Annotated in this window: 20 protein-coding genes and 3 pseudogenes; 22 read left to right on the forward strand and 1 reads right to left on the reverse strand. The window is 41.0% G+C overall.

Going from position 1 to position 25,707, the window contains the following annotated elements; all coding sequences use genetic code 11:
- The 20 genes and pseudogenes from AACQ81_RS13720 to AACQ81_RS13810 form a co-directional block, all read left to right on the forward strand.
- On the forward strand, positions 1-232 hold a 232-nt coding region (locus tag AACQ81_RS13720), incomplete at its 5' end, for a hypothetical protein (protein WP_237387634.1).
- A 137-nt stretch (positions 233-369) separates the two neighbouring features.
- Positions 370-544: pseudogene (locus AACQ81_RS13725) on the forward strand (IS110 family transposase); the annotation flags it as partial.
- Between the two features lie 285 nt (positions 545-829).
- Complete coding sequence (gene aepX / locus AACQ81_RS13730; protein ID WP_237387635.1) at positions 830-1,693, forward strand: phosphoenolpyruvate mutase; 864 nt, start codon at positions 830-832, stop codon at positions 1,691-1,693.
- A 29-nt stretch (positions 1,694-1,722) separates the two neighbouring features.
- Positions 1,723-3,054 carry an LLM class flavin-dependent oxidoreductase gene (locus AACQ81_RS13735; RefSeq protein ID WP_237387636.1) on the forward strand — a complete coding sequence of 444 codons (1,332 nt, stop codon included), beginning with the start codon at positions 1,723-1,725 and terminating at the stop codon, positions 3,052-3,054.
- Positions 3,055-3,090: 36 nt separating this feature from the next.
- Positions 3,091-4,227, forward strand: a complete 1,137-nt coding sequence (locus tag AACQ81_RS13740; RefSeq protein WP_237387637.1) for a homocitrate synthase/isopropylmalate synthase family protein — start codon at positions 3,091-3,093, stop codon at positions 4,225-4,227.
- Positions 4,224-5,465, forward strand: coding sequence for an aconitase/3-isopropylmalate dehydratase large subunit family protein (locus AACQ81_RS13745; protein ID WP_237387638.1), 1,242 nt, complete (start codon positions 4,224-4,226; stop codon positions 5,463-5,465). Before AACQ81_RS13740 ends, AACQ81_RS13745 begins: the two co-directional genes overlap by 4 nt.
- Positions 5,458-5,970: a LeuD/DmdB family oxidoreductase small subunit gene (locus tag AACQ81_RS13750; protein WP_237387639.1), complete on the forward strand. Its 513-nt coding sequence runs from the start codon at positions 5,458-5,460 to the stop codon at positions 5,968-5,970. Before AACQ81_RS13745 ends, AACQ81_RS13750 begins: the two co-directional genes overlap by 8 nt.
- A complete protein-coding gene (locus tag AACQ81_RS13755) occupies positions 5,967-6,758 on the forward strand; it encodes a class I SAM-dependent methyltransferase (protein ID WP_237387640.1) in 792 nt (263 codons plus the stop codon). Before AACQ81_RS13750 ends, AACQ81_RS13755 begins: the two co-directional genes overlap by 4 nt.
- A 6-nt stretch (positions 6,759-6,764) precedes the next feature.
- Positions 6,765-7,226: a GNAT family N-acetyltransferase gene (locus AACQ81_RS13760; protein WP_237387641.1), complete on the forward strand. Its 462-nt coding sequence runs from the start codon at positions 6,765-6,767 to the stop codon at positions 7,224-7,226.
- Complete coding sequence (locus AACQ81_RS13765) at positions 7,223-8,395, forward strand: ATP-grasp domain-containing protein (RefSeq protein WP_237387642.1); 1,173 nt, start codon at positions 7,223-7,225, stop codon at positions 8,393-8,395. The genes AACQ81_RS13760 and AACQ81_RS13765 overlap by 4 nt, the downstream gene beginning before the upstream one ends.
- Positions 8,388-9,521, forward strand: coding sequence for an ATP-grasp domain-containing protein (locus tag AACQ81_RS13770; RefSeq protein ID WP_237387643.1), 1,134 nt, complete (start codon positions 8,388-8,390; stop codon positions 9,519-9,521). Before AACQ81_RS13765 ends, AACQ81_RS13770 begins: the two co-directional genes overlap by 8 nt.
- On the forward strand, positions 9,518-10,756 hold the full coding sequence (locus AACQ81_RS13775) for an MFS transporter (protein ID WP_237387644.1): 1,239 nt from the start codon (positions 9,518-9,520) through the stop codon (positions 10,754-10,756). Before AACQ81_RS13770 ends, AACQ81_RS13775 begins: the two co-directional genes overlap by 4 nt.
- Before the next feature lie 137 nt (positions 10,757-10,893).
- Positions 10,894-11,763: a hypothetical protein gene (locus AACQ81_RS13780; RefSeq protein ID WP_237387645.1), complete on the forward strand. Its 870-nt coding sequence runs from the start codon at positions 10,894-10,896 to the stop codon at positions 11,761-11,763.
- An 812-nt stretch (positions 11,764-12,575) separates the two neighbouring features.
- Positions 12,576-13,493 (forward strand): integrase domain-containing protein, encoded by a 918-nt coding sequence (locus tag AACQ81_RS13785; RefSeq protein ID WP_237387646.1) that lies wholly within the window; start codon positions 12,576-12,578, stop codon positions 13,491-13,493.
- A 326-nt stretch (positions 13,494-13,819) separates the two neighbouring features.
- On the forward strand, positions 13,820-14,644 hold the full coding sequence (locus AACQ81_RS13790) for a pPIWI-associating nuclease domain-containing protein (RefSeq protein ID WP_237387647.1): 825 nt from the start codon (positions 13,820-13,822) through the stop codon (positions 14,642-14,644).
- 113 nt (positions 14,645-14,757) lie between these two features.
- Complete coding sequence (locus tag AACQ81_RS13795; RefSeq protein ID WP_237387648.1) at positions 14,758-15,744, forward strand: hypothetical protein; 987 nt, start codon at positions 14,758-14,760, stop codon at positions 15,742-15,744.
- 407 nt (positions 15,745-16,151) lie between these two features.
- Positions 16,152-17,402, forward strand: coding sequence for a hypothetical protein (locus tag AACQ81_RS13800; RefSeq protein ID WP_237387649.1), 1,251 nt, complete (start codon positions 16,152-16,154; stop codon positions 17,400-17,402).
- Between the two features lie 149 nt (positions 17,403-17,551).
- Positions 17,552-17,739, forward strand: a pseudogene (locus AACQ81_RS19765) (BREX system Lon protease-like protein BrxL); the annotation flags it as partial.
- Positions 17,740-18,178: 439 nt separating this feature from the next.
- On the forward strand, positions 18,179-23,137 hold the full coding sequence (locus tag AACQ81_RS13805) for an AAA domain-containing protein (RefSeq protein ID WP_237387650.1): 4,959 nt from the start codon (positions 18,179-18,181) through the stop codon (positions 23,135-23,137).
- Positions 23,134-24,567 carry a hypothetical protein gene (locus tag AACQ81_RS13810; protein WP_237387651.1) on the forward strand — a complete coding sequence of 478 codons (1,434 nt, stop codon included), beginning with the start codon at positions 23,134-23,136 and terminating at the stop codon, positions 24,565-24,567. Before AACQ81_RS13805 ends, AACQ81_RS13810 begins: the two co-directional genes overlap by 4 nt.
- 115 nt (positions 24,568-24,682) lie before the next feature.
- On the opposite strand, the pseudogene AACQ81_RS13815 reads toward AACQ81_RS13810, so the two are convergent.
- Positions 24,683-24,955: pseudogene (locus AACQ81_RS13815) on the reverse strand (IS30 family transposase); the annotation flags it as partial.
- Positions 24,956-25,219: 264 nt separating this feature from the next.
- Between AACQ81_RS13815 and AACQ81_RS13820 the strand changes: the two are divergent.
- The gene (locus AACQ81_RS13820; protein ID WP_237387652.1) at positions 25,220-25,474 is read left to right on the forward strand and encodes a hypothetical protein; all 255 of its coding nucleotides are present in this window, start codon (positions 25,220-25,222) and stop codon (positions 25,472-25,474) included.
- Positions 25,428-25,707: antirestriction protein (locus AACQ81_RS13825; protein ID WP_237387653.1), on the forward strand; the 280-nt coding region annotated here is incomplete at its 3' end. The genes AACQ81_RS13820 and AACQ81_RS13825, both read left to right, overlap by 47 nt.

Here is a 25,707-nt window from a genome sequence, read left to right on the forward strand (position 1 = left end):
TGATGGGGATGCTGTTTATTGTCCTGCCGATGGTCTGGCTGGGCGCACTGGCCTGGGCGGGGGTGCGAATGGGCGATATCAGCGGCATGATGAACCAGGGCGTGGGACAGGTCAGGCAGTCAGCCGGCATGTTCGGGCAGATAGTGATGCAGAAGATGATGTCAAAAGGAAAATAGCATCAATGGAATTCACTAATAACACTATTTTCAAGATAGCTGCATGTATGTCATAAAAAGGTGTTCTTTTGGATGAAGTTCTTCCACTCTGTATGTTTGATGAGGTTAGATCTTTCGGTTTCGCTTATAAGGAGGTGATCCCAAACCACCTTAAGCCGCATATGTAAAGGGGGGCGTGATAGTGTAAACAATACAGGCCAGAGATTTTGCACGTGTCATGGGCTATCTGGCGAAAACAGACCGTGTTGATGCAGGTGTGCTGTCGTGGATGGTTGAGGTCATTTCCCGTCATCCAGAACGGGAACACTTTATTTATTTGTCTCCTGAATAATGAAGAAAACCAGATTATTATGGCTATGGTGGTACGCAGATGTTAGCTGATTACTATGCTTGTTGTATTTATTGTATGAATTCAGGTTGTTCCTACATTAGGATATACAAACAACAACATATTGAATGTAAAACTATTTCTTGAGTAATTTTTTGTTCAATTTGTTTTTTAGAGATTAGTCACAAATATAAGCGTCATTTTTCCACAGGCCATTTAACTTAAATTTAATAAAAAGATGATACGATATTTTCTATAAAAATAATAAAGGTATTTTTTTCTTTAATTTATTGAGTTGTTATTTAACCCTCAAAGGAAATTTTTTATGCTGAAGAAGTTACTCAAAAAGAAAAAATCACTTACTTTTATTGAAGCGCATAATCCGCTTTCAGCACTTATTATCAAGAATGCAAATTACACAGATAATAATGACCATATCCATAAATTCGATGGTCTCTGGTCAAGTTCGTTGACTGATTCAGCTGTGAAAGGTATACCAGATAACGAAACACTGGATATTAATAGTCGTTTGCAAAATATTCATGAAATAAAACTAATAACTAGGCTGCCAGTTATTATGGATGCAGATACTGGAGGACGTGTTGAACACTTTGTGCATTATATCAGAAAAATGGAACAAATAGGATTAGATGCGGTCGTCATTGAAGATAAAACAGGAGATAAAAGAAATTCTCTATTTGGTACAAGTGTCAAACAAGAATTAGCAGATATTAAAGAATTCAGTAATAAGATAGCCAGAGGTAAAGCAGCGCAACAAAACACCCGGTTAATGGTTTTTGCAAGATTGGAGAGTTTAATTGCTGGTTATGGAATTGAAGATGCACTTGAAAGAGCTCATTCCTATATTACATCTGGTGCTAGTGGCATTATGATCCATAGTTGTAAAGACACACCTAATGAGATCATTGATTTCAGTAAGATTTTTAGAAAAAAATATCCAAAATTACCACTTATATGTGTGCCAACTACTTATTCAATGACTTATCATAAAGAACTAAGTGATGCCGGATTTAATATTATTATTTATGCAAACCATATGCTCAGAGCTGCTTATAAAGCAATGGAGTATGTATCCCACGAGATATTGAAGCATGGACGAACAGCAGAAATTGAAAAAGACTGTATTAGTGTAAAAAAAGTTATAAACCTTATTCCTAATGTATCCTGATTTTTTTGAAAAAAATAAAAGGAAATATCATGGAAAATAATAAACGACAATTAGTGCTTGGAGCTTACCTTGCTTATGGCACTGGGCATCATCCTGCCGCATGGCGTCATCCTGATGTCAATGCCCGGGCAGCACTGGATATAGATCACTATCTGAATATGGCCCGTACAGCAGAAAAGGGCTTATTCGATTTGATTTTTCTTTCTGATACTCCCTCGGTTTTTCAGGATGACCAGCTAGGTTATGGGAGTAGGGTCGTGGTATTTGAACCCATGACATTATTATCAGCATTAGCAATGGTTACTCAACACATCGGCTTGGTTGCGACAGCTTCGACCACCTACAAACATCCATTTAATATTGCCCGTGAATTTGCTTCGTTGGATCACATTAGTCATGGGCGTGCTGGTTGGAATCTGGTGACTTCCTCTAAATCTCATGCAGCGAAAAACTTTGGTTTTGCTAAACATCCTGAACATGACGAGCGATATCGTCAAGCTGCCGAATCCTGGGAAATTGTTACTGGATTATGGGATAGCTGGGATGATGATGCCTTACCTCGCGATAAACAAAGTGGTATTTTTTATGTTCCGTCAAAATGCCATGAATTAAATTTCCAGGGAAAATATTTTTCTGTAAAAGGCCCTCTGAATATTTCTCGGCCTCCCCAGGGACACCCAATTATTGTACAGGCAGGTTCCTCTGAACCCGGTAAAGAACTGGCCGCCAGAACAGCCGAATTAGTGTTCACTGCACAACCAGACATTGACTCAGCAAAAGTATTTTATAGGGATTTGAAATCTCGGCTTCATAAGTATGATAGAGACTATAACGATATTTTAATCATGCCGGGACTGTGCTTTTTTATTGGCCCAGATGGGGAGAGTGCCAAAGAGAAATTCAATAATTTTCGGAAGCTTATTCATCCAAAATTTGGCCTTAGTATGTTATCCGATTTGCTTGGTGATATTGATTTGTCAGCATACGATATCAACCAACCTCTGCCTGACATTCCTGCTTCTAATGGTAATCAGAGCCGTCGGGCAATTATTGAAAAAATGTCTAAATCGGAATCTTTAACGATTAAGCAGTTGTACGAAAAAATCATTATTTCCAGGGGGCATTTAGTTTTTGTTGGTTCTTACCAGCAAGTTGCTACCCAAATATCTCAATGGTTGCATGAAAATGCCTGTGATGGATTTAACCTTATGCCTCCCAGTATGTCTGGATGTTTAGATGAATTTATTACTTATGTTGTTCCTGAGTTGCAAAAACTTAATATATTCAAGACCAAATACAAAGATGGAACATTAAGAGAAAAATTAAATATCCCTAAACCTGCCAGCAGATTTCACGTTTAACTAACTACTCATCAATAAAAATAAGGTGGCGATGCGATGGCCATTAAAGAGAATATTATTTTGGAAGATACAACGTTACGTGATGGTGAACAAGCTCCGGGGGTTGCATTTTCAAAAGAAACTAAAGTGAGTATTTTTAATTCATTAGTAGAAGCCGGTGTTAAATGGATAGAAGCAGGGATTCCAGCGATGAAAGGCGAAGAAGTACTTGCATTACAAGAAATTCTGGATCGTAAGGATGAAGTGAATATCATTGGTTGGAATCGTGGCGTACTTGAAGATATTAAATATACCCTTTCTCTGGGGTTTAAGGCGATACACATTGGTCTGCCGACTTCAAATATTCATCTTAAGCACAGTGTAAGCAAAGACAGAAATTGGCTGTTAACTACGGCCAGAGATATGATTAAATTCGCTAAAGATAAAGGTATCTTCGTTTCAATCAGTGCAGAAGATGTCGGCCGAACCGAAATCAGTTTCCTACAAGAATATGCGGGCAATGTTGCAGAAGCTGGCGCTGACCGGCTGCGTCTTTCAGATACCATCGGTATTCTTAACAGTCAGCAATATGCACAGCGAGTCTGCGCCGTTCGTGAGGCATCATCTATTAATCTACAATGCCATTGCCATAATGATTTTGGGTTGGCTGTGGCAAATACGCTGGCGGGTCTTGAAGCAGGAGCGCGTTATTTCCACGTTTGTGTTAACGCAATGGGGGAGCGAGCCGGAATGCCGGATTTGGCTCAGATGGTGATGGCTTTGCAACATTTTTATCAAATAGATGCTGGTGTTGATACCCAACAACTTACCAGCCTCTCTTACAAAGTGGCTCAGGCTAGCGGATACCCTATTTCCCCTTGGCAACCTATTGTTGGCAGCAATGTTTTTGCCCACGAGTCCGGCATCCATGTCAATGGAATGTTAAAAGACAACAAAACGTTTGAACCCTTCGAACCGGCCAGGGTCGGCGGTCAGCGTCGCATGGTGATCGGTAAACATTCCGGCCGGGCTATTTTGCAAAATATTTTAGAAGAAAGAGGTATAGAAACAGAGCCTCAAACATTGGAACACTGTCTATCTCTGGTGCGAAAAGTGGCTGAAAAACATCTGGGAGGAATACCTGCTCATACATTATGTGAGCTCTATCGTCAGGCAGAAGGAGCAATAACATGACGACTCATGATCAGCCTATTGTTAATCAAGTTATTGCTGAACATAGCCAAAATACTAACGTTAAGGCTAAGGAGTTGATCACCGTTGAGGTCGATAGAATTTATGTTCAGGATGGCAATTCACCGACTATCGCCAATCTTTTTCGCCAACATCATTTAAAACAAGTTTTGCACCCCGAAAGAATTGGTTTTTTCTTCGATCATTCAGTAATAGTTCCCGATAAATTAATGGCTGAACGTGTTAATGAAGCAATGGCTTTTGCCAAGTCTATTGGAGTTAATATTTTCACCAGAGGAGAAGGTATTAGCCATTTAATCGCACTGGAAGAACAGTGGTTTCAACCGGGTAATATTGTTATTGGTGCTGATTCTCATACTTGTACGGGGGGAGCAGTACAATCATTGGCTTTGGGAATGGGAGCCTCTGATGTATTGGCTGCGATGCTGACAGGACAGACTTGGTTGAAAGTGCCAGAAACGGTTAGTTTAAGTATTTCTGGTCAACCACACCCAGCGACCCGGACGAAAGATATTATGCTTGCTTTACTGCGTCACTTTGGGCAATCACCATTTTTATACCGTTCAGTCGAACTCAGCGGGGAATGGGGCCATAGTCTATCTTTAGATTCTGCCGCCAGTTTCGCCAGTATGGGCGTTGAACTGGGTGCAAAGTGTGTATTTATGCCGGATGGGCTAGGAAGGCCTGCCAATATGAGGCCTATCTATCCAGAGTCAGCTGATTACCAGCTGATATTTTCGATATCTGATTTGACACCGCATATTTCCCTGCCACATTCACCTGCTCAGGCAGTTCCATTAGAAACCCTTTCAGGACAAAAGATAGATTATGTTTTTATTGGCAGTTGTACCAACAGCCGTTTGGAAGATATTGCCGAGGTAGCTGCAATTCTTGATAACCAGCGGGTTCATCAAGATGTTCATTGTATTGTGACACCGGGTTCAAAACACGTGTATCTGGAAGCTATGCGACGCGGCTATATCGAAAAAATTGTTTCTGCGGGTGCTTTGGTGACACCGCCCGGATGCGGCGCGTGTGTTGGAACGCAAGGCACAATCCCAGCCAAAGGAGAGCGGGTTTTGTCAACGATGAACCGAAATTTCCAAGGGCGCATGGGTAATGCTGATGCGGATATTTACCTCTCATCACCTTTAGTTGCAGCAAATGTAGCATTGCACGGCAGAGTACCGTTGATTACGGAGCTTGAATGGCATGATTGAACAACAAAATTATCACGTTAAGATGATTACTGGTGATATTTCTACCGATGACATTATTCCTGCACGTTATAAACACATGTACACCGACCCAGCCCAATTGGCGCCACATCTGTTTGAGAATCGGTTTCCTGATTTTTTTTCCACTTTACAACCTAGAGATATCATTGTTTGTAAAGGTATTTTTGGTATTGGCAGCTCAAGAGAACAAGCAGTCAGTACGTTATTAGCCGCAGGTATATCTATGGTTGTTGCTCCTGCTTTCGGACGGATTTTTTTCCGTAATGCCTGGAATCTTGGCCTGCTGGCGATTGAAGCCGATATTGAAGGTTTTCGTGAAGGTTTATCCGTTGAATGTTTAATCAATGAAGGCCATTTTGTTTCTGAAACACCATTAGCCCATTTCTCTCCACCATCGGAACAAATGTTGGCTTTTGTCCGCGCCGGTGGATGTCTCAACTACATCCTGAACCTATTGTCTGAACAAAAGGAGCAAAGGATCTTATGATACAACAGAAAGAAAAATTTGATGGTTTGGCTAAAGGATATGACCTCTATCGTCCCAGATATCCAGAAGCACTTTTCCGTGAAATTTACTACTGGCTGCCTAAAGACAGATTGCTGTCCATTGTTGATATTGGGGCAGGAACGGGTATCGCCATTGAAGGACTGACAAATCTATTAGGTCAACAGCATCATTACACTGCTATTGATATTTCACAAGATATGATCGACATAGGTAAACAAAAGCTACCGTGGGTCAATTGGTTGCATGGTAGTACAGAGCAGCACCTCTCCGGCATGGATAACCCCGATCTGATTATTGCAGCACAATCTTTGCAATGGATGGATAGGGCGGCAGTATTAAATCTGGCGCGAAATAGCCTGGCAGACAATGGTGTGATGGCGATCTTACAAAATAACCGAGATTACCGACACAATGAATTTCTTAATGAATATGAAAATCTATTGGAAGAACTCAGTCCCAATTATAGCCGTCATTACCGGGATTTTGATTACGCACAAGAATTAAATATTGCATTCCAACATGAAAATGTTCTCCACATTACACTCAATACTCACTGGAATATGATTATTCCCGGAGAAGCATTTATCGGTATGAGTCGTTCATCGACTCAAGTACAGCGTGCTTTAACTGCCCACGGTGAACAGTTTACCGGACGATTAAAAATGCTGGTAGAAAAATATCAATCTGATGATAAATTGACAATTTTATATGAAAGCCAACTGTTTATGGTCATTAAACAGAATAAGTACAGGACAGAGAAAGAATAAAGAATAATGTCAAAAAAAGCGATTAATTTCTTTATACCCACTGCGGAAGATGTCAAAGGAATATTAGCAGTATTGCATGAAGTCTATACGCCATTTATCGCTGACTTTATACCTTCAGCACTATATGAAACTTCTGTCAGTATTATGGAAAAGTTAACACGTTGGCGAATTGCTAAATATGATAGTCAGGTTATTGCGGCTGTGCTGTTTGAACAAGAAGAGGGTAATCTAACGTTCAGCTATTTGTCTGTATTACCGGAATTCAGACGTCGGGGTATTGCCAGTAGATTACTTCATATAATTTGTAAAGAGGCAGACAAGCAGGCGCAATTACCTATCATTATCGCATTACGTCGTTCATTAATAACAAATATCCATTTCTTTACCGAAAGAGGATTTAAATATTTAGGTCCTTTTAATACCAGCAAGCACGATCTCTATATTTTACGTTCAGGAGAAAATCAATGAATAACACAGTTATTGTATTAGGGTATCGTGAAGGTATTGCGAACGCGTTAATTCGTCAGGGATATCAAGTTATTCATATCGTTTCCAAATTTAAACCTGCCCTCAGTGGTACAGAATACTATATGGTTAAAGATTTAGAAGATGCACAGGAAGTTCTCCGGTGCTTATTGAATCTGCCCATACAGACAATTAAAGGGATCGTTACTGGCAACGAAGATGGAGTATTTACGGCAGCAGTACTGCGCGATATGCTGCAATTACCCGGTTCTAAAGATTATCGCAGTACTTTATATTTTCGTGATAAATGTTTACAGAAACAGAGATTGGCACAAGTTGTTCCCCATGCTCATTGCCGTTATGTAACCCGTGACGTTGATTATTCACAATTGGTTGTTGAAGTGGGTTCTCCTTTCATTATAAAACCAGCTAATGGTATGGGGTCTTTCGCAACAACAGCTATTAGCTCAGAATTTGATTACGAAACTTATTTTCGACAATATAAAGAGAATCTAAGCTGCGTAGCTTATGTTGTTGAAAATAAAATTACTGCATCTGAGTTCATTGCTGACGGGATTTGGTCAGATGGTAAATTACGTTGGCTTTCTATCTGCCAGTACACCACGCCTCCGATGCAATGTAATGAAGGGAAAACGCTGGCTTTGCAAATAATGTCACGCAAAGATTTCGCTGAGTTTTACGAACAAATTAATGCCTTTTGTTTATGTGCCTTAACACAATTACAGGCCCCCGACGGGGTCTTTCACCTCGAACTTTTTAAAAATGATGAAGGTATATTCTTTAATGAATGTGCATTAAGACCGGCTGGTGCATGGGTGCCTGAAATAATAACTCTAAGTTATGGTGTCGATCTCTATGCTGCTCACACCCTGCTTTCCCTGGAACAACCTGATGAACAACCTTTACCTCATTATCCTTCGCAGCTTTTTGCGATAGTTTTACTGCGCGCTATTCCGGGAGTTTCGCTGACAAGGCAAGATTTTTATCAGAACTTTGATTTGGTTGAACTCGATTGGACAGATGGTGAACAAGCTGAATCTAAGGGTATTTATGGTCGTGCTGGTTACGCCATCATAAAACATGAACACCATCAGACGCTAATGGAGAACGTCAACAAGCTTATTGTATTTACGGAGTATAAAAATGCGTGAACGAGCGCTTGTTTTAGATACAGATAAAACACAATTAGATCAAGCATTAATCCAACATCAAGATATTGATTATCTTCGTATTTCAACATCAGAAATACGTTTTGTATTACAAGAAGAGACGTTGGCAGCAATAAATAACATCATGAATAGAACGCCTTTCCAGTATGTGGTCGCCAGTTCAGAAAGTAATATGGAATTTGCCGGATTTCTTCGCAGTCGGTACGGTCTGGCTGGACTAAGTTACGAGCAGGCATTATGTGCGACGAATAAATGGCGTATGCGGCAGTGCCTCGCCAATGATTTACCGATGCCGAAATGTTGGTTATCAGGTCATTTTCGTGACAACTTTGCTCAACTCACTCAAGGGGAAGAAGCTACACATTTCATTATTAAGCCTCTTTCTGGCTCTTCAAGTCAAGGTGTTGAATGTCTAACGATCGATCAACTACACAAGAAACTTGAATACTTAGATACGTTGATGTTGGTTGAAGAAGCAATAAATATAGACGAAGAATTCCATTTTGACGGTATCGTCGATCAATCTGGGATCATTAATGCCCAACTCTCTTGCTATGACCAACCTCTACTCAGAGCCAGAGGCCAGACAGGCGCAAGTATTCATTTACCTTCATCCCATGCGATGTTTTCAATTGCGCACTCTTTAGCACAGCGGGCCATTAGAAAACTTGAATTGCAACAAGGCGTTTTTCATATGGAAATTTACAGACAAGGTGATCACGTCATTTTTGGTGAAATTGGTCTTCGGCCACCTGGTGCAGGCAATGCTGAATCATTGCTGCGTCTTACAGGAATGAATTTATGGCAAGCCTTTGTTAACAGTCAATTATCACGCCCGATAGATAACACACCATCACGGGTATATAACGGCTATTCAGGGATTATCAAGGTTTACCCTAGAGGGTATAAGACATCTGATTTATTACGTCTGCCAAATGTGGTTGCTGTATCTGAAATTAAGCAGGTTCCGCAAAAAACTTCTCGTCCCGGTGTCACTGACTTTCGTTATCTCGTGTTTGCTGCATGTCAGAGTCAAGCTGAGTTTCATGCGCTCATCAAACAATTATCTGATTATCCTTTAACTCAGGCTACAAAAGATAAATCATGAAAAATAACCTGTTGTTGCAGAAGAACGTCATAGGATTCCAGGTCTATACTGCTTTTTCTGCCTTAGCGGAAGGGATGCAAAGTGTGATTATTCTCTGGCTGGTTTTCCAAATCACCCATAGCCCGTTGGCTGTCAGCTTCACTGTAATAGCGGGTTATCTTCCTTCCGCTGTTATGGGATTTTTTCTTCTCTCTTTTGCTGATGCCAGAAATCCTGCCTGGCAACTCACTGTCAGTAATGGTATTCTTACACTTTCAGCGTTCAGCCTGCCTCTGTTTTTTTTATTCTCGGCCATGAAACCAACTCTGTTAATGTTGGTGATTGTGACTGTGCAATGTATTTTGTCTCTGGTAAAAATGTTCAATAAAACATCAGTTAACCGAATTGTCCGGGATAATTTCACCCCGGAAAATGGTAGTAAGATGTTGCAAATCTCTGCATCAAATATCCAGATTTCACAAACTGTTGGTGCAGCATTGGGGGGTGTATTTCTTACATTGGACTGTGGTCATTCAGGTTTGTTTGTTGCTGGCCTTTTTTATGCAGCTAGCGCGATAGCTGCTAGTTTCTTTGCTTCTTTTACTTTACCCATCACACCAATAATAGGCCATGCAGATAAAAAGCAGAGAAAATTGCTGAACAAGAACTATCTTTTTAACGTATTTCATCGGCAAGAATTAAGGAAAATATTATTATTTTCCATCCCCTCCAGTGGAGCATTTCAGTTTATTAATACTTCATTACCGTCGCTGGCTGATACTTTTGCCAAATCGGGGGCTAATTTTTATGCTTTACTCAATATTAGTTGCATGGTAGCGGGATTCCTCTCAGGATTGCTTCTTTCCCGTAGCATAGTCAGTGAAAAATTTGTCCTTAATCATGCTCTTTTAATTAGCGCAATATTAATTGTATTAATGGTTGAGTCAGATAATAAGTATCTGATTGCCTTTTTATTATTTGGGATGACGTTGTTCATAACATGTCACATTATTTGCATTCAGGTAAAATGTAACCAAATACCTGAACAGCAGGATGTCGGGAAATTTATTATGTTGCGGACATCCATTGCTTCGTTATCAAAAATAATATTTTCACTTGGTGCCGGAGCATTATTAGCACTCTTTTCCCTGAAAACGACTTATTATCTGATGGTTGGTGTTTTATTGTTATTTTCCTTACAATGGTATCTATTTAGTCGTTGTGTATTTGATAAGGAGATAAATAAGTATGAATAATATAATTTATCGCCAATTGATGGTTTCACAGATTAATGTTCAAAAACGAGAATTTTTTCCAACGCTGCCTGACATATTTTCATCTTGTATATGGTCTTTATTGGGATGGAATACGATAACATTGGATAATTTTCTTCATGCAAAAAAAAATCCTCGTTACTTTACCTCATGCCAGCCCTAATATTTTTTTTCCACGTGCTGGTGTCAGTAAATTTGTTACTGAAAAGCAAAAAGAAGACGATGATTATTTTCATCTTCGGGTCATACTTACCCATACCAATTTTAGTGATCTTGGTTGGCGACCTTATGCCTGGTGGTATCTTAATGAAGCGGGAATATTAACAAAACAATCTCTATTTAGCCGTAACAAAAAGAAAAAACATTACATTATTGCCAGCCAGCCTCCTTTATTATTGAATAAACAATCTTATCCCCATTTTCTTGAAAAAGGGATACAATTAGCACAATACACTAACAATCTGGCACTTTCTTATATTGTTTTACAAGCCTGGCAGGAGCAATTATCTGGTTTTTCCCTTGCTAACAGAACACTTTATGTTCCTTTGGATACACTTATTTTACTGATGCAAACACTTGCCAAACAACAGCCTAAAGAGCATCCTTGGCTGTTAAATTTATTAATACATGCGCAAAGCAGGGCATTTAGCGATCATCAACTGGAATATATTCATCAGTGGGAAAATGCTTATGTTTATGATAATTATACCAATATATCACTATTATTTCTGTTAGCACCGACCGCAATTGTCGGAGGTGCAAAGATGCAACGTTATTGGTCACATATTGTCGATAATATCACCAGTTTTAATGAAAAAATAACAATCCCTTGTCCAATACCACAATGTGTTGTTTTTCCTCAACGTCAAGAATATTTGTTGCCTTATCTTCCTAATCCGGGAACGTTATACCAGCTTCAAAAAGCTGATATTGAATATAGTCTCGCGATGGCAATCAGTGAGCACCAACTTTATACTATGCCATTGTAACGTACACATTTGACTGCTCCTTACACAATCGCTAATATCTCTAATTGTGATTATCAATGATCCATAGCCTGCAAGGATCACCTTCGGGTGGCCAACTAAAACTCCTGTAGCCTGTAAGGGAGAGCATCACAATGCGGTACATCTGCGCACTTTTGGAAGCAGATATCGTCAGACAACAACCCTCCGTCCGGCGATGAAAGTTACCCGGTGTTATTCACAACCGGCTTATCACGCAATACGGGCAGCGCATGCTTTGCCTCGTTCCGAAAAACATTAACCTGCGTTTTGAACACTGACGATAAACGTCCTGATCTCTGTACAGCGATTGCACGAAAAGATCAGAGGGCGCTAATGATTTCAGCGTCCACTGTTGTGCGGCGTCACTTGTGTAAAAGCAGCGCGATTACCAAGTGACGCCGCTAAGCGGCCAACCTCCAGAGCACATTCGGCCTGCCTTTACGACCCATTTGATCACCGTATTACTCAAAGTCACCCGTCGTCACGGGTATTTTTCTGTCTGAATTGACTTGTTTCGTTTTTTTTAACCCACTGCCTGACAACAGGCTGATACCGAAAAAAGGAGAAATTACCCACGTCACGATAATGAGGCGTTCATCCTGACTGAATCAGGCCCTGAACGGGGAGCATGTCATCGCTGTGCTGAGCACGTCGCGAGCTCCTGCAAAAACTCAACACAACTTCGCCTTGCTACACATTGTCTGACGCACCACGGAACGGTGAACCTGAACCGACACGCAGGGACTTGTTTTAAAAATGAATAAAGCAGAAGCAAAGCAGCAGGAGATGCGAGGATGGCGCAGAAATCGGCACGTTCTAAAATTGAACGGTTCAGAAAAGCATTTATTACCCATGCCCGGCAAGCGGGGGGGAGTTTTGCGACGGTGGCGGAGCGTGAGCGGATCGCACGGCAATTTATTCACTTTCTGAAAGACAAGGGCATTAAGCTCCGGCAGATGGACAGTCTCAAAACAAAATATATCGAGCACTACATTGCACTGAGAAAGGCTGACCATATCAGCAATCGGACACTACAAAATGAGATGGCGGCGCTGCGAACCATTTTAGCGCAGGCCGGGAAACACAAGCTGGCAGCAGTCGATAATCCGCGTCTGAGCAACCGGGCACTGGGTATTGCCAATACGGATCGCAGGGGAACAAAAATGGCGTTAACTCCGGCAGAATTTCAGGCGGCTTTTCAGCAGATCGAGCAGAAAGATCGGGGCGTGGCCGCGGTAATACAGTTGGCGTACGTATTAGGACTGCGCACCAAAGAAGCGGTGGAAGCCTATAAGTCCTTAGCCACCTGGAAAAAAGCGCTGGAAAACGGTCATACGTCTGTGTGGGTGGTATTTGGCACCAAAGGCGGGCGACCGAGGCAGACGGTCATACTGGATCGGGAAGCGCTGCAACAGGCTATTGCCTATACCGAGCGCGAACAGGCAGGGCGCAGTGGCAGATTAATTGATAAGCCCACGTTCCATCAGGCGATTGACCGTTACCGTTACGTGGTCAGATGCGCCGGACTGGTGGGTAAGCAAGCACCACACAGCATGCGCTATCATTTTGCGCAGCAATCTGGCGCGTATTATAAAGCACAGGGTTTCAGTGAGCAGGAAGTGCTGGCGCTGGTATCAATGGATTTAGGGCATGGCGATGGGCGGGGACGCTATATCCGGCAGGTGTATTACCAGAATATTGAAGGTGAATAATGTTGTATTGATTCACACGAGATCTGATGCGTTCACTGATTTGAACTCACAACCAGAAGCGGACACTTTATCCTGAATTCTCAAACGCTGAATGACGATTTTGGGGCTACTAATCACAGTTCGGTTTGTCCATTAATGAAGTATTTTCAAAAATCTAACTTACTGATAAATCCGAGCAGTATTCTATTGCAAGCGCTAGTAAGTAAATGTAGATTGTTGGTTGTATGTACACTTTAAGATGATTATTGAAGTAGATAATAAAATATGATGGAGATGTCTACATAATAATGGGAGTGGACAATAACTTTTATGTCAAAAGGGCTTACATGATCACTGAAATTGAAAAAACATTGGCAGAGGGGTTCGAGCGCGATTTATTTTTAGCTTCTGAAAGAAACCTCGATGATAAATATAACCCCTTACGTCTTAACAATTATTCATACGCAATGCGTGAGCTTACAAGACATATTTTGCATCGATTGGCGCCTGATCAAAATGTGCTTAATTGTGTCTGGTATAAAAATGAAACAGATAAAGATAATGGAATAACCAGAAAGCAAAGAGCATATTATGCTGTTCAAGGCGGTCTACAAGATGTTTATGTACAAAATATTCTTGGTTTGGCAGTCGAAGAGATCCACAAGGATTTGGTTTCAGCTATCAATAAGCTGAGCAAATTCACCCATATCGAACCCAAAGTATTTGGTTTGCCAGATGCAGAAATAGATGTATTGGTCAATGAGACAAGAGAGGCGGTTTATGGATTTCTCGTAACCATGAGTGCTTGCAGAAAGTTAATTATTGATAGCTTATGGGAGCAAATTGGCTCCGCCGTCATTAATGAAACACTAAAAGAAACCATCCAAAGCCTAGATGAGCTAGCTAGCCATCACTTTATCGATGAAGTCTATACAGATAAAGTAGAAATATGCAAGATCGATCATGAGTACATCATGTTTCGGGTAGAAGGGTCAATTGGATGTGAACTTCAGTGGGGTTCTAACTCCGATGTGGGACGGGGCGATGGGATTATACTGCCACAGTCTTTTCCTTTTGAATGTGAATTGTTGAGCCCCGTTCATAGCCCTGAATTTCTCGAGTCAGTAGAGGGCACACTAAGCGTAGATACAAGTTCTTGGTATAAAAGGTGATATCGAGAATAGGTATAACAATATCGTAAACTCACTCCCCAAAAACTGCGACCCACTTTTGGGCGTTTATGTCTGGCGTTATATTGCTGATAAATTTTGGTATAAGAGTTTCAATGAAAGATATAAAACTACCATGTAAGATATTTAAGTCACATTTAGTTGACGCATTCTTTATTACACCCGAAAAGCTCTATAGAGAGTTTAGAACTATTATTGAGAAAGCGAGACAGTTTAAAAACGGCAGAATCTATTTTGTGGTCAAAAGACCAAGATCAAGATTTAAAAAAGTGAAACTTCGAAAAGATGGATTTATATCCTACAAATACGAAGGACAGAGTATGTTTTCTAGGTCACATGTCACCCCAATATCAAATTTTCTATTTGGGTTGAAATCAATTGATAAAAGAATATATCCCTCTTCTGAAGCATTGCAGAAAAAGATCGTATATGTAGAAGACTCAAACCCGATACTTCGCAGAAGTAATCCAGACGAAGACATTATCTATGTCACCCCTTCAAAAGGAACAATTGAAAGAAAGAACAGGACGTTAGAGATTAAGCTTCTTCCAAGTAGCTTGAGCCAGTTTGAAGGAAAACAAATAGATGTAACGTTATTTTCATATCAGCTCTTGAGAGAAACAGGAGATAGTAATGTTAAATGTAAAATTTATTATATAGGAAAAGCAAATGATTTAAAAGAAAGAACTGATGGTCATAAATATATTCAACAAACACAGGCTGAATGTGGAGATGATGAAGAGGTTTATGTCTATTTTTTCACCCCAAAATTCGATGCGCTAAATATCAACACAAACGGCACATATTGTGTACCAAAAGACTTTAACAATATCACCGATGAAGAGAAGGTTCTCATTTGTGAAGCTGGTCTAATTAATTATTTTAAGCCTGAATTAAATAAATATCATAAGAATTCAGATATAACTAGAAGTGGGACTCTGAAGAAACTAAGCGTCAACAACTACACCCATTTTGTATCGCATTGTATGTTTGATGAAGATGACTACTTTTTCGAAACTGACATTGTTAAACGGAATGGAGATCATAAAAAAACATACTCGATAAAAAAGCTAACCAGATAAATCAGCGGACATGAAAGCTTTGCTGATTCGAGAGTCAATGCCCACTTTTCGCGCATAGCAGATCTGTCGGTTCTTCAGTATGGTCGCTTCGTGCCAAAATCGGTCATTCATCATAAATACCACAGTTTGTTAAATAATTGGGGAAGACCAAAATTTTTTAGCATATGTGATCTGATTATGTTTAGTTAGTTAGATATCTATTCTATGAAACCTAGTTCTTCTCTAGAAAAAGATGCACAGCCCGTTTATTCATATTTGCTTAATATACGTGATGACGGTGAATGGGTTCCTCTATACATCAGACTGTGGTTGTATTTAACGAACCATTAGGATCTCTTATTCCATTTACACGACAAGACTTATGCTGTAGTAATAGATGGAATCTTACACAACTTGTAAGGAAAATAATGAGCAGTTATGAAAATGCTTTCATCACTAAAAGGGTTGCAGAAATCTGCAAAAGCGATACCACAGAAGAAGCCTATAGACTGTATCGTCAATATTTACCTTTCATGAAGAATTACAAATTTGTATTTGGTGCGGACGAAGGAGGGATACCGGGCTACGCCGTGAATCGAACTTTCAGCGCTGGCGCAGCCATTCGTTCCCTGTTCAATACTGAACGAGTCTTGGTTCTCGATCCGGAAACATGTCGCGATATGGAGTCAGGTGAAGCAATTTATCCCATCGATTATTCTATTTCATTGGATACTCAGGCAATCAGCCATTTGATACCGTATCTCTCAGGAAAAGAGCATTCGAGCCTACCAAAGGATCTCACAGAAGTCTTTGAATTTCTTATTCGAAATGATGTGCAAATTGATCCTCAGCCTTACATATCTGAAAATTACCTCAAACTTGAGAATTCTGAAACCGCAGATGGTGTCTATCGCACGTTGAAAGCTTATGAAGAATTAATAAATATTGATGTTAACTGGTTTAAACAACATGGCGAAGTACGCTCAACACTGACTGAGCATGAACTGACTATGAAAGCACAACAGCATCTTTCAACAATGTATAAGGAATATGAAGATAAGTCTAAAATGGATGGATTGTTTTTCAGGCATCAGTGTATGTATGTACTCCTGCTGAAAATGGCAGCCATACAGCTCAAATCCCCCAGAACCAGCCTCAAAAATAAGCTTTCTCTCTTTTTGCAGTTCTGTGATGATGAGGTGGCAAACTTGTTTGTTCGAGAGGCTATATTGGCTAAAGTTTATTTTGAGCGCGGCCAAAAATTTGATTTCTTCGGAAAAATACAAAAAAACAAAGACGACCTACTCGTACAACTTGCCAATATGGCCTGGGATCTTTGGCACATACGACAAATGGAAGAAGTGATGACGTTTTCCCCCTCGAAAGGAGCTCGTTACCTCTTCCCGGCGTTTCTTACATTTGACAAGAGATTTATTGAGGTCATCGACCTGTATCCAATGAAATCTCTTGCCTATAACGTCGTCAATTCTCACCCTATGCCGTTTTATTCTGATGACTGGATAAATTTTTTTTCTCCTGACCAAAGCAATACTACGCTGGATATAAACCGCTACTTTTCCGAAGAAAGTAGAGCATCAAGGGATGAACGACGTCATCACGTGCGCGCTCAGTTGCCTGAGATAGTAAGCCGTCTAGAAGCGGAACTATTACAGTTATAACAATTTTGGTCAGAATAGATATATCTGAGAAGAGAATGATAGGCTGGTAGGTTCAATCTAATCAGATAGTTTGATCAGGGTCAGTTGCGGACTTTTTGACGGTTCTGGAAAACGTTATTTTAGTGGTCAATTTCAGTTGGCTATACCATGAGGTACTCAAGCACAGTTTTGCTGATATTATTGATAAACCCTTCAAACTTAAATTAGTGAGATTTCATTGCAGTACGGCGGATAGTATCGGGATTATTAAAACTACTCCATCCTAACTCGAAAGATTCAAAGGGTGATGTGCGTGTGTCTCACCTATGCATTAGAAACTCGATGTTTGGTTAAAGAGAGCAGGTATTGTTCTTAGCGAAATCACCTTAGATGGTGTCGTCAATCTTGTTCAGGATTTGTACGAAGCCTTCCGTCAGCCATGGATTGCAGTGCAAAACACATTATACCTCTTATGGCACCTGTATCGAACATCCCGACAATACTAGCAGAGCTTTTCTCGAAATTTTAGATTCGCTTCTACCCAGACCACATTGATGCGGTATTTAAGGCTTTAGCTGTGAGTTAACTAATCCAATAAAAAAGTAATTGCATACATTGAATATAAGATCGTGAGGGAGTTACTGGTGGATAGACAATGGAACGGTTCAAAACAGTGAAAATTTGATTTTCAAAACCATACAAATGTTTCGGAATAGTTGACTATAGCTATTTGATTCTACCAAAGAAAATAGCTAAAAATATGGACTCCCTATAAAACCATAATAAGGAATCAAAAATTGGAAGTAGAAATTTGGGATGGTGGTTTACAAGAACAAGAAGTAACCGCTATTGAAAAAATAAAGGCTGCTTTTTCAGGTAATTCTACAGCGTTGCGTGGGGGGTCTCTTCGAGAACAGTCACAAAACAGCTACGCTAACAATAATAGAATGTTCCCTTGGAAAGGCTACGCAGGTTTTCGATTTGTTGATTCCAAGAAGCATGATGGTGAGTTCGATTTAATTATTATTACTCACTGCAATGTGATTATAGTTGAGCTTAAAGACTGGAATCATCAACCTGTCACCGCGAAAGGAGATACCTGGTACAAAGGCACTCAAAACATGAAACGCTCTCCCGTGAGCGTAACTCGTGTCAAGAAGCAAACGCTTGATATTAAATTATCTAAATTTGCTGACCGCTTTACTAACAAAGTACAAGTTCCTCATGTCCATTTCTTTGTTGTTATGACTGGAAATGCAGATTTTAGCCAGTTGCCAGAAGATCAGCTGCTTCATACCATCTCGCTTAATGATTTTCTTAAGTTTGCAGATCGTAAGACATTCAATGCTCGATTTAGACCACACCCAGATGCACAGGTCCTCAACCAAGATTTTCATCTATTTGATGAGTTATTTTTGGGTTCGCAAACAGCTCCCAAGGCGCTGAGGGTTGATGGCTACGAGGCAAAAGACATAATTTTTGAGCACCCGAAGAAAGTATATAAAGAGTACATCGCCAAGTCTGAGCTCTCGACCAATACAGAAGCATTGCTTCGGGTGTGGAGATTCAAGAATATTGAAGGGAACAAGGCTTACACTCCAGAAGGTCGAGCAGAGATTGTTTCCCGTGAGCGAGTGGTTTTAGAATACATCAATCATCAGAACCGAGATTTATACAATCATTGCTTACGGTCACTGACGAGCTTTCAAAAAAATGAGGTGACGGCAGAATATAGTGAGATTTATGAGCTTCCTCCTGGTCATGTTCGGTTTAATGAGTTTATAGGAAAGTATGGTAAGGCTTTCTCAGATCAAGATCGCTTGAATGTCACAAAGCTGCTAATTGCTAAGTTTGGCGACCTGCATGAGATGAAAATCGCTCATAGGGATATTGCTGATCATAGCCTCTGGATCTCACCTTCAAAAGAGGTTGCGCTTTCAAACTTTATTTCAGCTTATCATCAACCGATTGGTACGGTCGGCGATTATCGTAAGAGTTTGTCTGTGGGAGCTGTTGAAGTACAGGATATGCTGGATGGTAGCGATTTAACGCCTTTTCAACAGGACGTCCATGCGTTAGGGCTAGTCGCTTGGCACTTGTTAAGTGGAAAGCGCATGTCGCCTAAGAGCCTAGAGACGGTGAAAGATGACATGCACAACAGTGAACAATGGTTTTCAGAAGTATTATTGGACGCTGTTGCTGCTAAGTTCGCTTCTGCATCTGAGTTATTTGATGCATTAAAACAAGCTGAACCAACTGTCGAAGCGATTCCAACATTTGATGACACAGAGCTTGATCCATATCGGCATGCCATCAATCACTCACGTCAATATCGGGAAGATGGTGAGTTTTTGGTAGAGACTGCAGAAAAAGAAGTATATGTATCTGGCGGAAGACTGGTTAAAGCTTGGTTGAATACAGGCGGGCAAGGAGATGGCTCTACAGCAAACTTTCAAGTTCTGAGATTTCTTAAGCTACTAGATAAGCTTTTTTCCGTTAAGCCAACATGCCTACCTGAAATCCGCGAATTTGGAATTGCCTCCAAGTCATCAAGTTTGTACTTGGTCACAGATCTAGTTCAAGGAGAAACTTGGGACAACATCCTGATTGAAGAAGTTGAGAAGTTTGAAATAATCAAAAAATTAGTTGCTGCAGTAGAAAACTTACATGGACTTGGTGTTTCACATGGAGACATCCATCCGGGCAACGTGATGCTGGAAACTGAAAGTCGTTCGCTGTACCTAATAGATGTACCTGATTTTTCCCCATCAGGGGAAGAGATTAAGAACCATAGATATAGCCCTGAAAACATTGATGGCTGTACTTCGTTCGAACGTGACAATTTTGCAGTGATGAAAATGTCATACGAGTTACTGGGCTTGGCTTGGGGTCAGGCATCGGATAAATATTCAAACGTGGCAAATGCAGTTCGGGCAGAGTTAGACGATCCTCAATTTGGTTTCAAGGACTTAGGTCGATTTAAGAAAGCGATAGCTTGTGGTAACTCATTACCTGAGCAAAAATTGATTGAGATCACTGCAGGTAATGCAGATGAGACAGTCACGATCCTTCCTGATAATGGGCATTTGTATGTAAGAGTTGAGCCAAATCACAAGCAGCCAAATGAAGTCAGAGTTACTTTCACTGGTATTGGTGGCAGCTTTTCTGCAATGTTCAGCAAACAGCAAAAAGCATTCGTCTTTGGTTTTAAGCCGTGGCCACGGTCGTCAATTCGCAAACAAGATATTGACGATAGCCAATTCGAGATTGACGCTGCCATTCGGATTATGCCTGGCTACCCTCAAAAAATATCTTCTTTGACGGAACTACTTAATGAAGACGAATCTTTCGCACGAACGATTGAGTTGTTTACAGTACCTGAAGAAAAGGAAGAGCAAGAAGACACGCTAACTCTTCAACTGAAGGAGGCTTTTTCAAGACTGGATAAACAGGTTGAAGAGCCTGCTTCGGCAAAGATACTGGAAATACCAACAGCAAAACTGTGGCGGGCAATCCTAGATACTGAAACTGAGTCGTATCCAAATATTGAAATCAGTGGTGAGGTAGTACCTGTATCTGATGCTCATGGGGAGTTATTGCTTCCTTACTCTGCTGATATCGATCCGCTAGGTAGATTCAGTAGCAGTGATGAGGTCGAAGCATTATTGGTTGATCAAGATGGGGGAGAGCGCTTTATAGGTGAGGTATCACTTAAGAAATCGGCGCTTAAGGAAATCCGGTTGGTCAAAACTCGTGCTGCCGCGTACAATTTGACTGACAATGATGTAGTCTTCTTCCGTACAAAACAGGATCGTGCCTCATATCGTAAGCGAAAACAAGCTTTGGAGCGATTACTTGATCGAGAGGGGGTGATGCCAGACCTGATTGATCTCTTCGACCCATTATGCGAACAACCCCCCCAAAACTGCAACATCTCATTGAGTGATGGGGACTTTGCTAGGTATGATCGTGAAGACTGGTATGGAAATAAAATCAGCCTAAATGACCAGCAACGAGAGGCGTTCGCTAAGTTGATTAACAATGGCCCGCTTTCTTTGTTACAAGGGCCTCCAGGAACTGGAAAAACAGAGTTCATTGCGGCCTTTGTACATTATTTGGTTGAGAAGCAAAATACGAAGCGTATATTGTTAGTAAGCCAGTCACATGAGGCAGTGAACACCGCTGCAGAGCGTATTAGGAAGCACTGCGCTCGTCTTAATACAGATCTGGAGATTGTTAGATTTAGTAACCGGGAAGGGGCTGTTTCGCCCGGATTAAAAGATGTCTATTCGAATGCAATCACAACTGAGAAGCGTGAACTTTTCAACGCTGAGAGTAAGTATCGGGTTGAGGCACTAAGTGAGGCCATTGGCTTGGAGCCAGAGTTTATTTCCAGTATTGTGCTGGCTGAGCTAAAGCTGTTCAAACAGATTGATCACCTTGAAACATTGTTATATCAAGTCAATGACTTAAGCGATAAGAAAGACATAAAAAAACTGAAAGAAATTTCAATAGAGCTTGATCTTTCAATCCGTTCAAAGCTGAGTAAAGAGTACGGCATTAATTTGGATGTAGGATCAAAGGTCTCAGAAGCAAAAGAAATTCTGATATCCAAGCTGTGTATGGAGTATAGAGTCAGACCAGATGAAGCCCGTAGAGTCAAAGCATTAGCTAAAATTTCTCGGGATATGCTGGATGCTTTATCAGGCGAACGAGTCAACTTTGACGAGTTCTATGCTCGTTCAAGACAGTTGGTAACTGGAACATGTGTCGGTATAGGACAGGGTCATATTGGCATTCAAGACAACATCTACGACTGGGTAATTATAGACGAGGCAGCGCGCTCAATTGCGAGTGAATTAGCTATTGCGATGCAATCAGCTAGACGTGTGTTATTAGTGGGCGACCACTTGCAGTTGCCTCCTTTGTACTCAGATGCTCATAAGACGGCTCTAGCAAGAAAATTAGGTATCAGCAGTTCGCGCACGGAGGTCGATGAAGTGTTACAAAGTGACTTTGCACGCGCATTTAACTCTAAATATGGTCAGCAAGCTAGCGCGGCACTTTTAACTCAATATCGTATGGCCCCGCCTATTGGTGACTTAGTATCGAAGATTTTCTATGACGGTAAACTTCGAAATGGGAAACGTGTAATTCCTGAAGTTTATCAGCATGCACCTCAAGCTTTGCAAAGCATGGTTACCTGGCTGGATACTTCTAGCATGGGGCAACGTGCACATCACTTAGAAGACAGAGGGACAAGTATTTACAACCGTTGTGAAGCCGATCAGATTATTTCTGTGCTCAAACAAGTATCAAAGAATGCTGAATTAGTAGAGCAGCTCTCCAAGCTCACTAGCAAAGATGAAGCTGCCATCGGTGTGATTTGTATGTATTCAGAGCAGAAGCGATTACTTCGACAGAAATTCAATCAGGAAATTTGGAGTGATGGTTTCAAAGATATTGTCAAAATTGACACTGTAGATAGTTATCAAGGTAAGGAAAACAGGATCATCATCTTGTCCTTGACGCGTTCAAATAAGCGCCATAGCCCTGCCTTCTTGCGAACCCCTAATCGTATCAATGTTGCGATGTCTCGTGCTATGGATCGTTTGTTGATAGTCGGAAATGCGGATATGTGGAAAGGGAACAATAAAGAGATGCCATTAGGTTTGGTTGTTCAATATATGACTAAACGTGGTCAGGAGGCGGGATACACGTTCCTTTCTGCGAAGCAGGGAGGAAAACAAAAATGATGTCGGATAACAGAGTTACTTATCATGAAATTGACTTTCTGTTACCTGCACAGAGGTTCAATATTCATTTTTCATATATTTCCCAGAAGGGCCTGCCTTTTATCCGAGAATTTGTACTGAGGTTAGTCCATGTAGCACCTATGAGTAAAGCTCAAATTTCAACCTACTTCGGTTTTAGTCGCCGTGAGGCAGAGGAAGCGATTGAAGATCTGGTTCAGCGAGGCGAACTGACGTTGTCAACAGATGGCCGCTTGACCTTGACAGATAAATCAAATGGCTATTTTTCTCAACTTGGTGAAATTCCTCAGCTATCTACCGTACAGGATAGTGGAGCGACCCTGTCATTTGAACTGGCCACTTTTAGCTGCTTCAGCAATCAGGATGTTCAGGATAGATGGAAAGCTGGTATCCGTCTTAAGATTGACGACAATAATGCGTCTCAAAGCGAAAGGTTAGTAGAAAAACACTTTCAGCACCAATTTAATCAAATTCTGGATAAAGGCTATCTATCTCACCAGCTAACCCAGGATAGTAAAGAGCAACCATCTGTTTATACAGTTAATTCTGTTAATAAACTGCGACAGTTACCTTTGCGTTTAACAACAAAATTTCAAATGGATAATGAGGGTAAATCTGTAGAACGTGAAGACTATGAAGAGCTAAATAGCTCAGAATGTGTTCATGAGTTGATCGCAATAGAACTATCCGGGTTATCTAGGCTCAATAATACCATGAGTATCTTCAAATCCATGGTTTCATTAGGCGATGAAGAAACATTGAAATTGTTTGATTCAAAGACCAGTCTGATAATTCCGAACTACGTATATGAAATGCAAGCTTTGGAGCGACACATTGCTTCTGGCAGAATGACTTTCCTCGGTCCCATATACTCTAAAGACAATTGGGAAAAACTGCAGAAGACTCTGATTCCAGTGATCAGTAAACGGATCAAAAATAAAGCTGATACAGGCAGCAGTCGTTTTACTTGGATTGCACCTTCAAATCCATACTGGGCAAAGAGCGAGCGTTTTTCCTCTAGCTTAAGCTATATTATGCACAGATCTAGCACTAAGGTGAAGACGCTGTACAAGCCTGTGCTTTATGTACCTGTGTCAGATGAAAGAGACTTTAGGGTAGCTAAGCAATGGCAGAATGAACTTGGGCATTTCGGCAAAGATGTTAAGGGCCTTGCTGAAGGCTTTCTTGATGGGCATGTGGAGGTGCTTCATCTTGAGGATGAACTGGTTACAGTTATCTACCACGTTACTCAACCAGATTTTCCAGTGTCGATACCAGTTGGTTTTATCTCTACAGATAAGGCCACAGTGGCAAAAATTGGCAAGCTTGTAATTGACTATATTGATGGTAGCTCTTCTTTTGATAAACTGAATGATTGCGGAATTATTTCATCAATAGCTAATATCCATTAGTTAATCAGTAAGTAAAATAAGGGTAGTGAGTAATACTGCCTTCAGAACGCTGACAAACCTTGTTACTTTCAACGAGGTTTGTCGCATTCATTATGGCTTCAGCCAGTTTAAGTCGCGTTAGCGTCTTAAACATAAAACCACCCGCTTTGCGGGTAGTCTTGTTATCACTGATTTTGGCAAGTATAACAAAGCGAGAATGGCGTTCTACCAGTAATACGATATATGAATTTTTGGAACCTTGTATCAAGCCTCTTTCCCATTGACCGAGTATGGCTCTGTCTGCAACATTGGGTGGCTTTTCGCTGATGGGTATCGCATCTGGGATTGAGCCTAACCCTTTCCCTTTAAGCGATGCTGTTCTGGATTTGAGTATCGTTTTTCTGCTCTGTCGTTGCGGTTTTTGGAGCGATTCGAATTAAGCAAAAATCAAAATTGCTCCTGACTAATAATAGGGCATAAATGTGTTAGATTAAACGGTTGGAAGAGGCCACTGTATGAAATGATAATTGACAGTTATCCTCCCAACTAAAAGCTCATAGCATTCCTGACATTATTTTTTATCCCAGAAAATGAATTACCCATTGACCTTATGATTTCCTTTCATTAGCGTGGAAAAGTTTACGAATGATCCAGTCGCTTGTGAGGATCGCCTTTGGGCAGCGACAGCAACACTCCTGTAGCCTGCAAGGGAGTACACTACCGTGTGGTACATCTGCGCACCTTTGGAAGTAGATATCGTCAGTCTGATGACGATGAAGGTTACTTAATCTTATCCATCATGGCCAACAGGCCAGTCACCCAACGGGGAACACGTTTCCCATTGGGCCAGGTGTTCCCCGTTGTTTTATCAGGAGAATACCATGCAACAAAATACACCTCCGGTCACGGACATCGTGCCCGCGTCTGAACACGCCCCCTTTGCTGAGATTTTTCCGCACACCGGTTCGCTGGAGCTGATGCTGCTGGAGCACACATTCATTAAAGCCGCCGCCGTGCTGTGTGACGATGACCGCTGTGATCAGTGGCAGTACCGGAAAGTATCAGACACTATCGCTTATATCGTGCCGGTACGACCAGAACCCGCTGTGGTCAGGGTTGAGACAACGGACTTTAAAGGTGAGGTCTCTGCCGAGGCTTTCG

The sequence above is a fragment of the Xenorhabdus sp. Sc-CR9 genome (assembly GCF_963897815.1).
Classification (GTDB): Bacteria; Pseudomonadota; Gammaproteobacteria; order Enterobacterales; family Enterobacteriaceae; genus Xenorhabdus.

Coding starts and splice junctions, on each gene's coding strand:
- aepX (WP_237387635.1), top strand. CDS start 830: ATGCTGAAGAAGTTACTCAAAAAGAAAAAATCACTTACTTTTATTGAA.
- AACQ81_RS13735 (WP_237387636.1), top strand. CDS start 1,723: ATGGAAAATAATAAACGACAATTAGTGCTTGGAGCTTACCTTGCTTAT.
- AACQ81_RS13740 (WP_237387637.1), top strand. CDS start 3,091: ATGGCCATTAAAGAGAATATTATTTTGGAAGATACAACGTTACGTGAT.
- AACQ81_RS13745 (WP_237387638.1), top strand. CDS start 4,224: ATGACGACTCATGATCAGCCTATTGTTAATCAAGTTATTGCTGAACAT.
- AACQ81_RS13750 (WP_237387639.1), top strand. CDS start 5,458: ATGATTGAACAACAAAATTATCACGTTAAGATGATTACTGGTGATATT.
- AACQ81_RS13755 (WP_237387640.1), top strand. CDS start 5,967: ATGATACAACAGAAAGAAAAATTTGATGGTTTGGCTAAAGGATATGAC.
- AACQ81_RS13760 (WP_237387641.1), top strand. CDS start 6,765: ATGTCAAAAAAAGCGATTAATTTCTTTATACCCACTGCGGAAGATGTC.
- AACQ81_RS13765 (WP_237387642.1), top strand. CDS start 7,223: ATGAATAACACAGTTATTGTATTAGGGTATCGTGAAGGTATTGCGAAC.
- AACQ81_RS13770 (WP_237387643.1), top strand. CDS start 8,388: ATGCGTGAACGAGCGCTTGTTTTAGATACAGATAAAACACAATTAGAT.
- AACQ81_RS13775 (WP_237387644.1), top strand. CDS start 9,518: ATGAAAAATAACCTGTTGTTGCAGAAGAACGTCATAGGATTCCAGGTC.
- AACQ81_RS13780 (WP_237387645.1), top strand. CDS start 10,894: ATGCAAAAAAAAATCCTCGTTACTTTACCTCATGCCAGCCCTAATATT.
- AACQ81_RS13785 (WP_237387646.1), top strand. CDS start 12,576: ATGGCGCAGAAATCGGCACGTTCTAAAATTGAACGGTTCAGAAAAGCA.
- AACQ81_RS13790 (WP_237387647.1), top strand. CDS start 13,820: ATGATCACTGAAATTGAAAAAACATTGGCAGAGGGGTTCGAGCGCGAT.
- AACQ81_RS13795 (WP_237387648.1), top strand. CDS start 14,758: ATGAAAGATATAAAACTACCATGTAAGATATTTAAGTCACATTTAGTT.
- AACQ81_RS13800 (WP_237387649.1), top strand. CDS start 16,152: ATGAGCAGTTATGAAAATGCTTTCATCACTAAAAGGGTTGCAGAAATC.
- AACQ81_RS13810 (WP_237387651.1), top strand. CDS start 23,134: ATGATGTCGGATAACAGAGTTACTTATCATGAAATTGACTTTCTGTTA.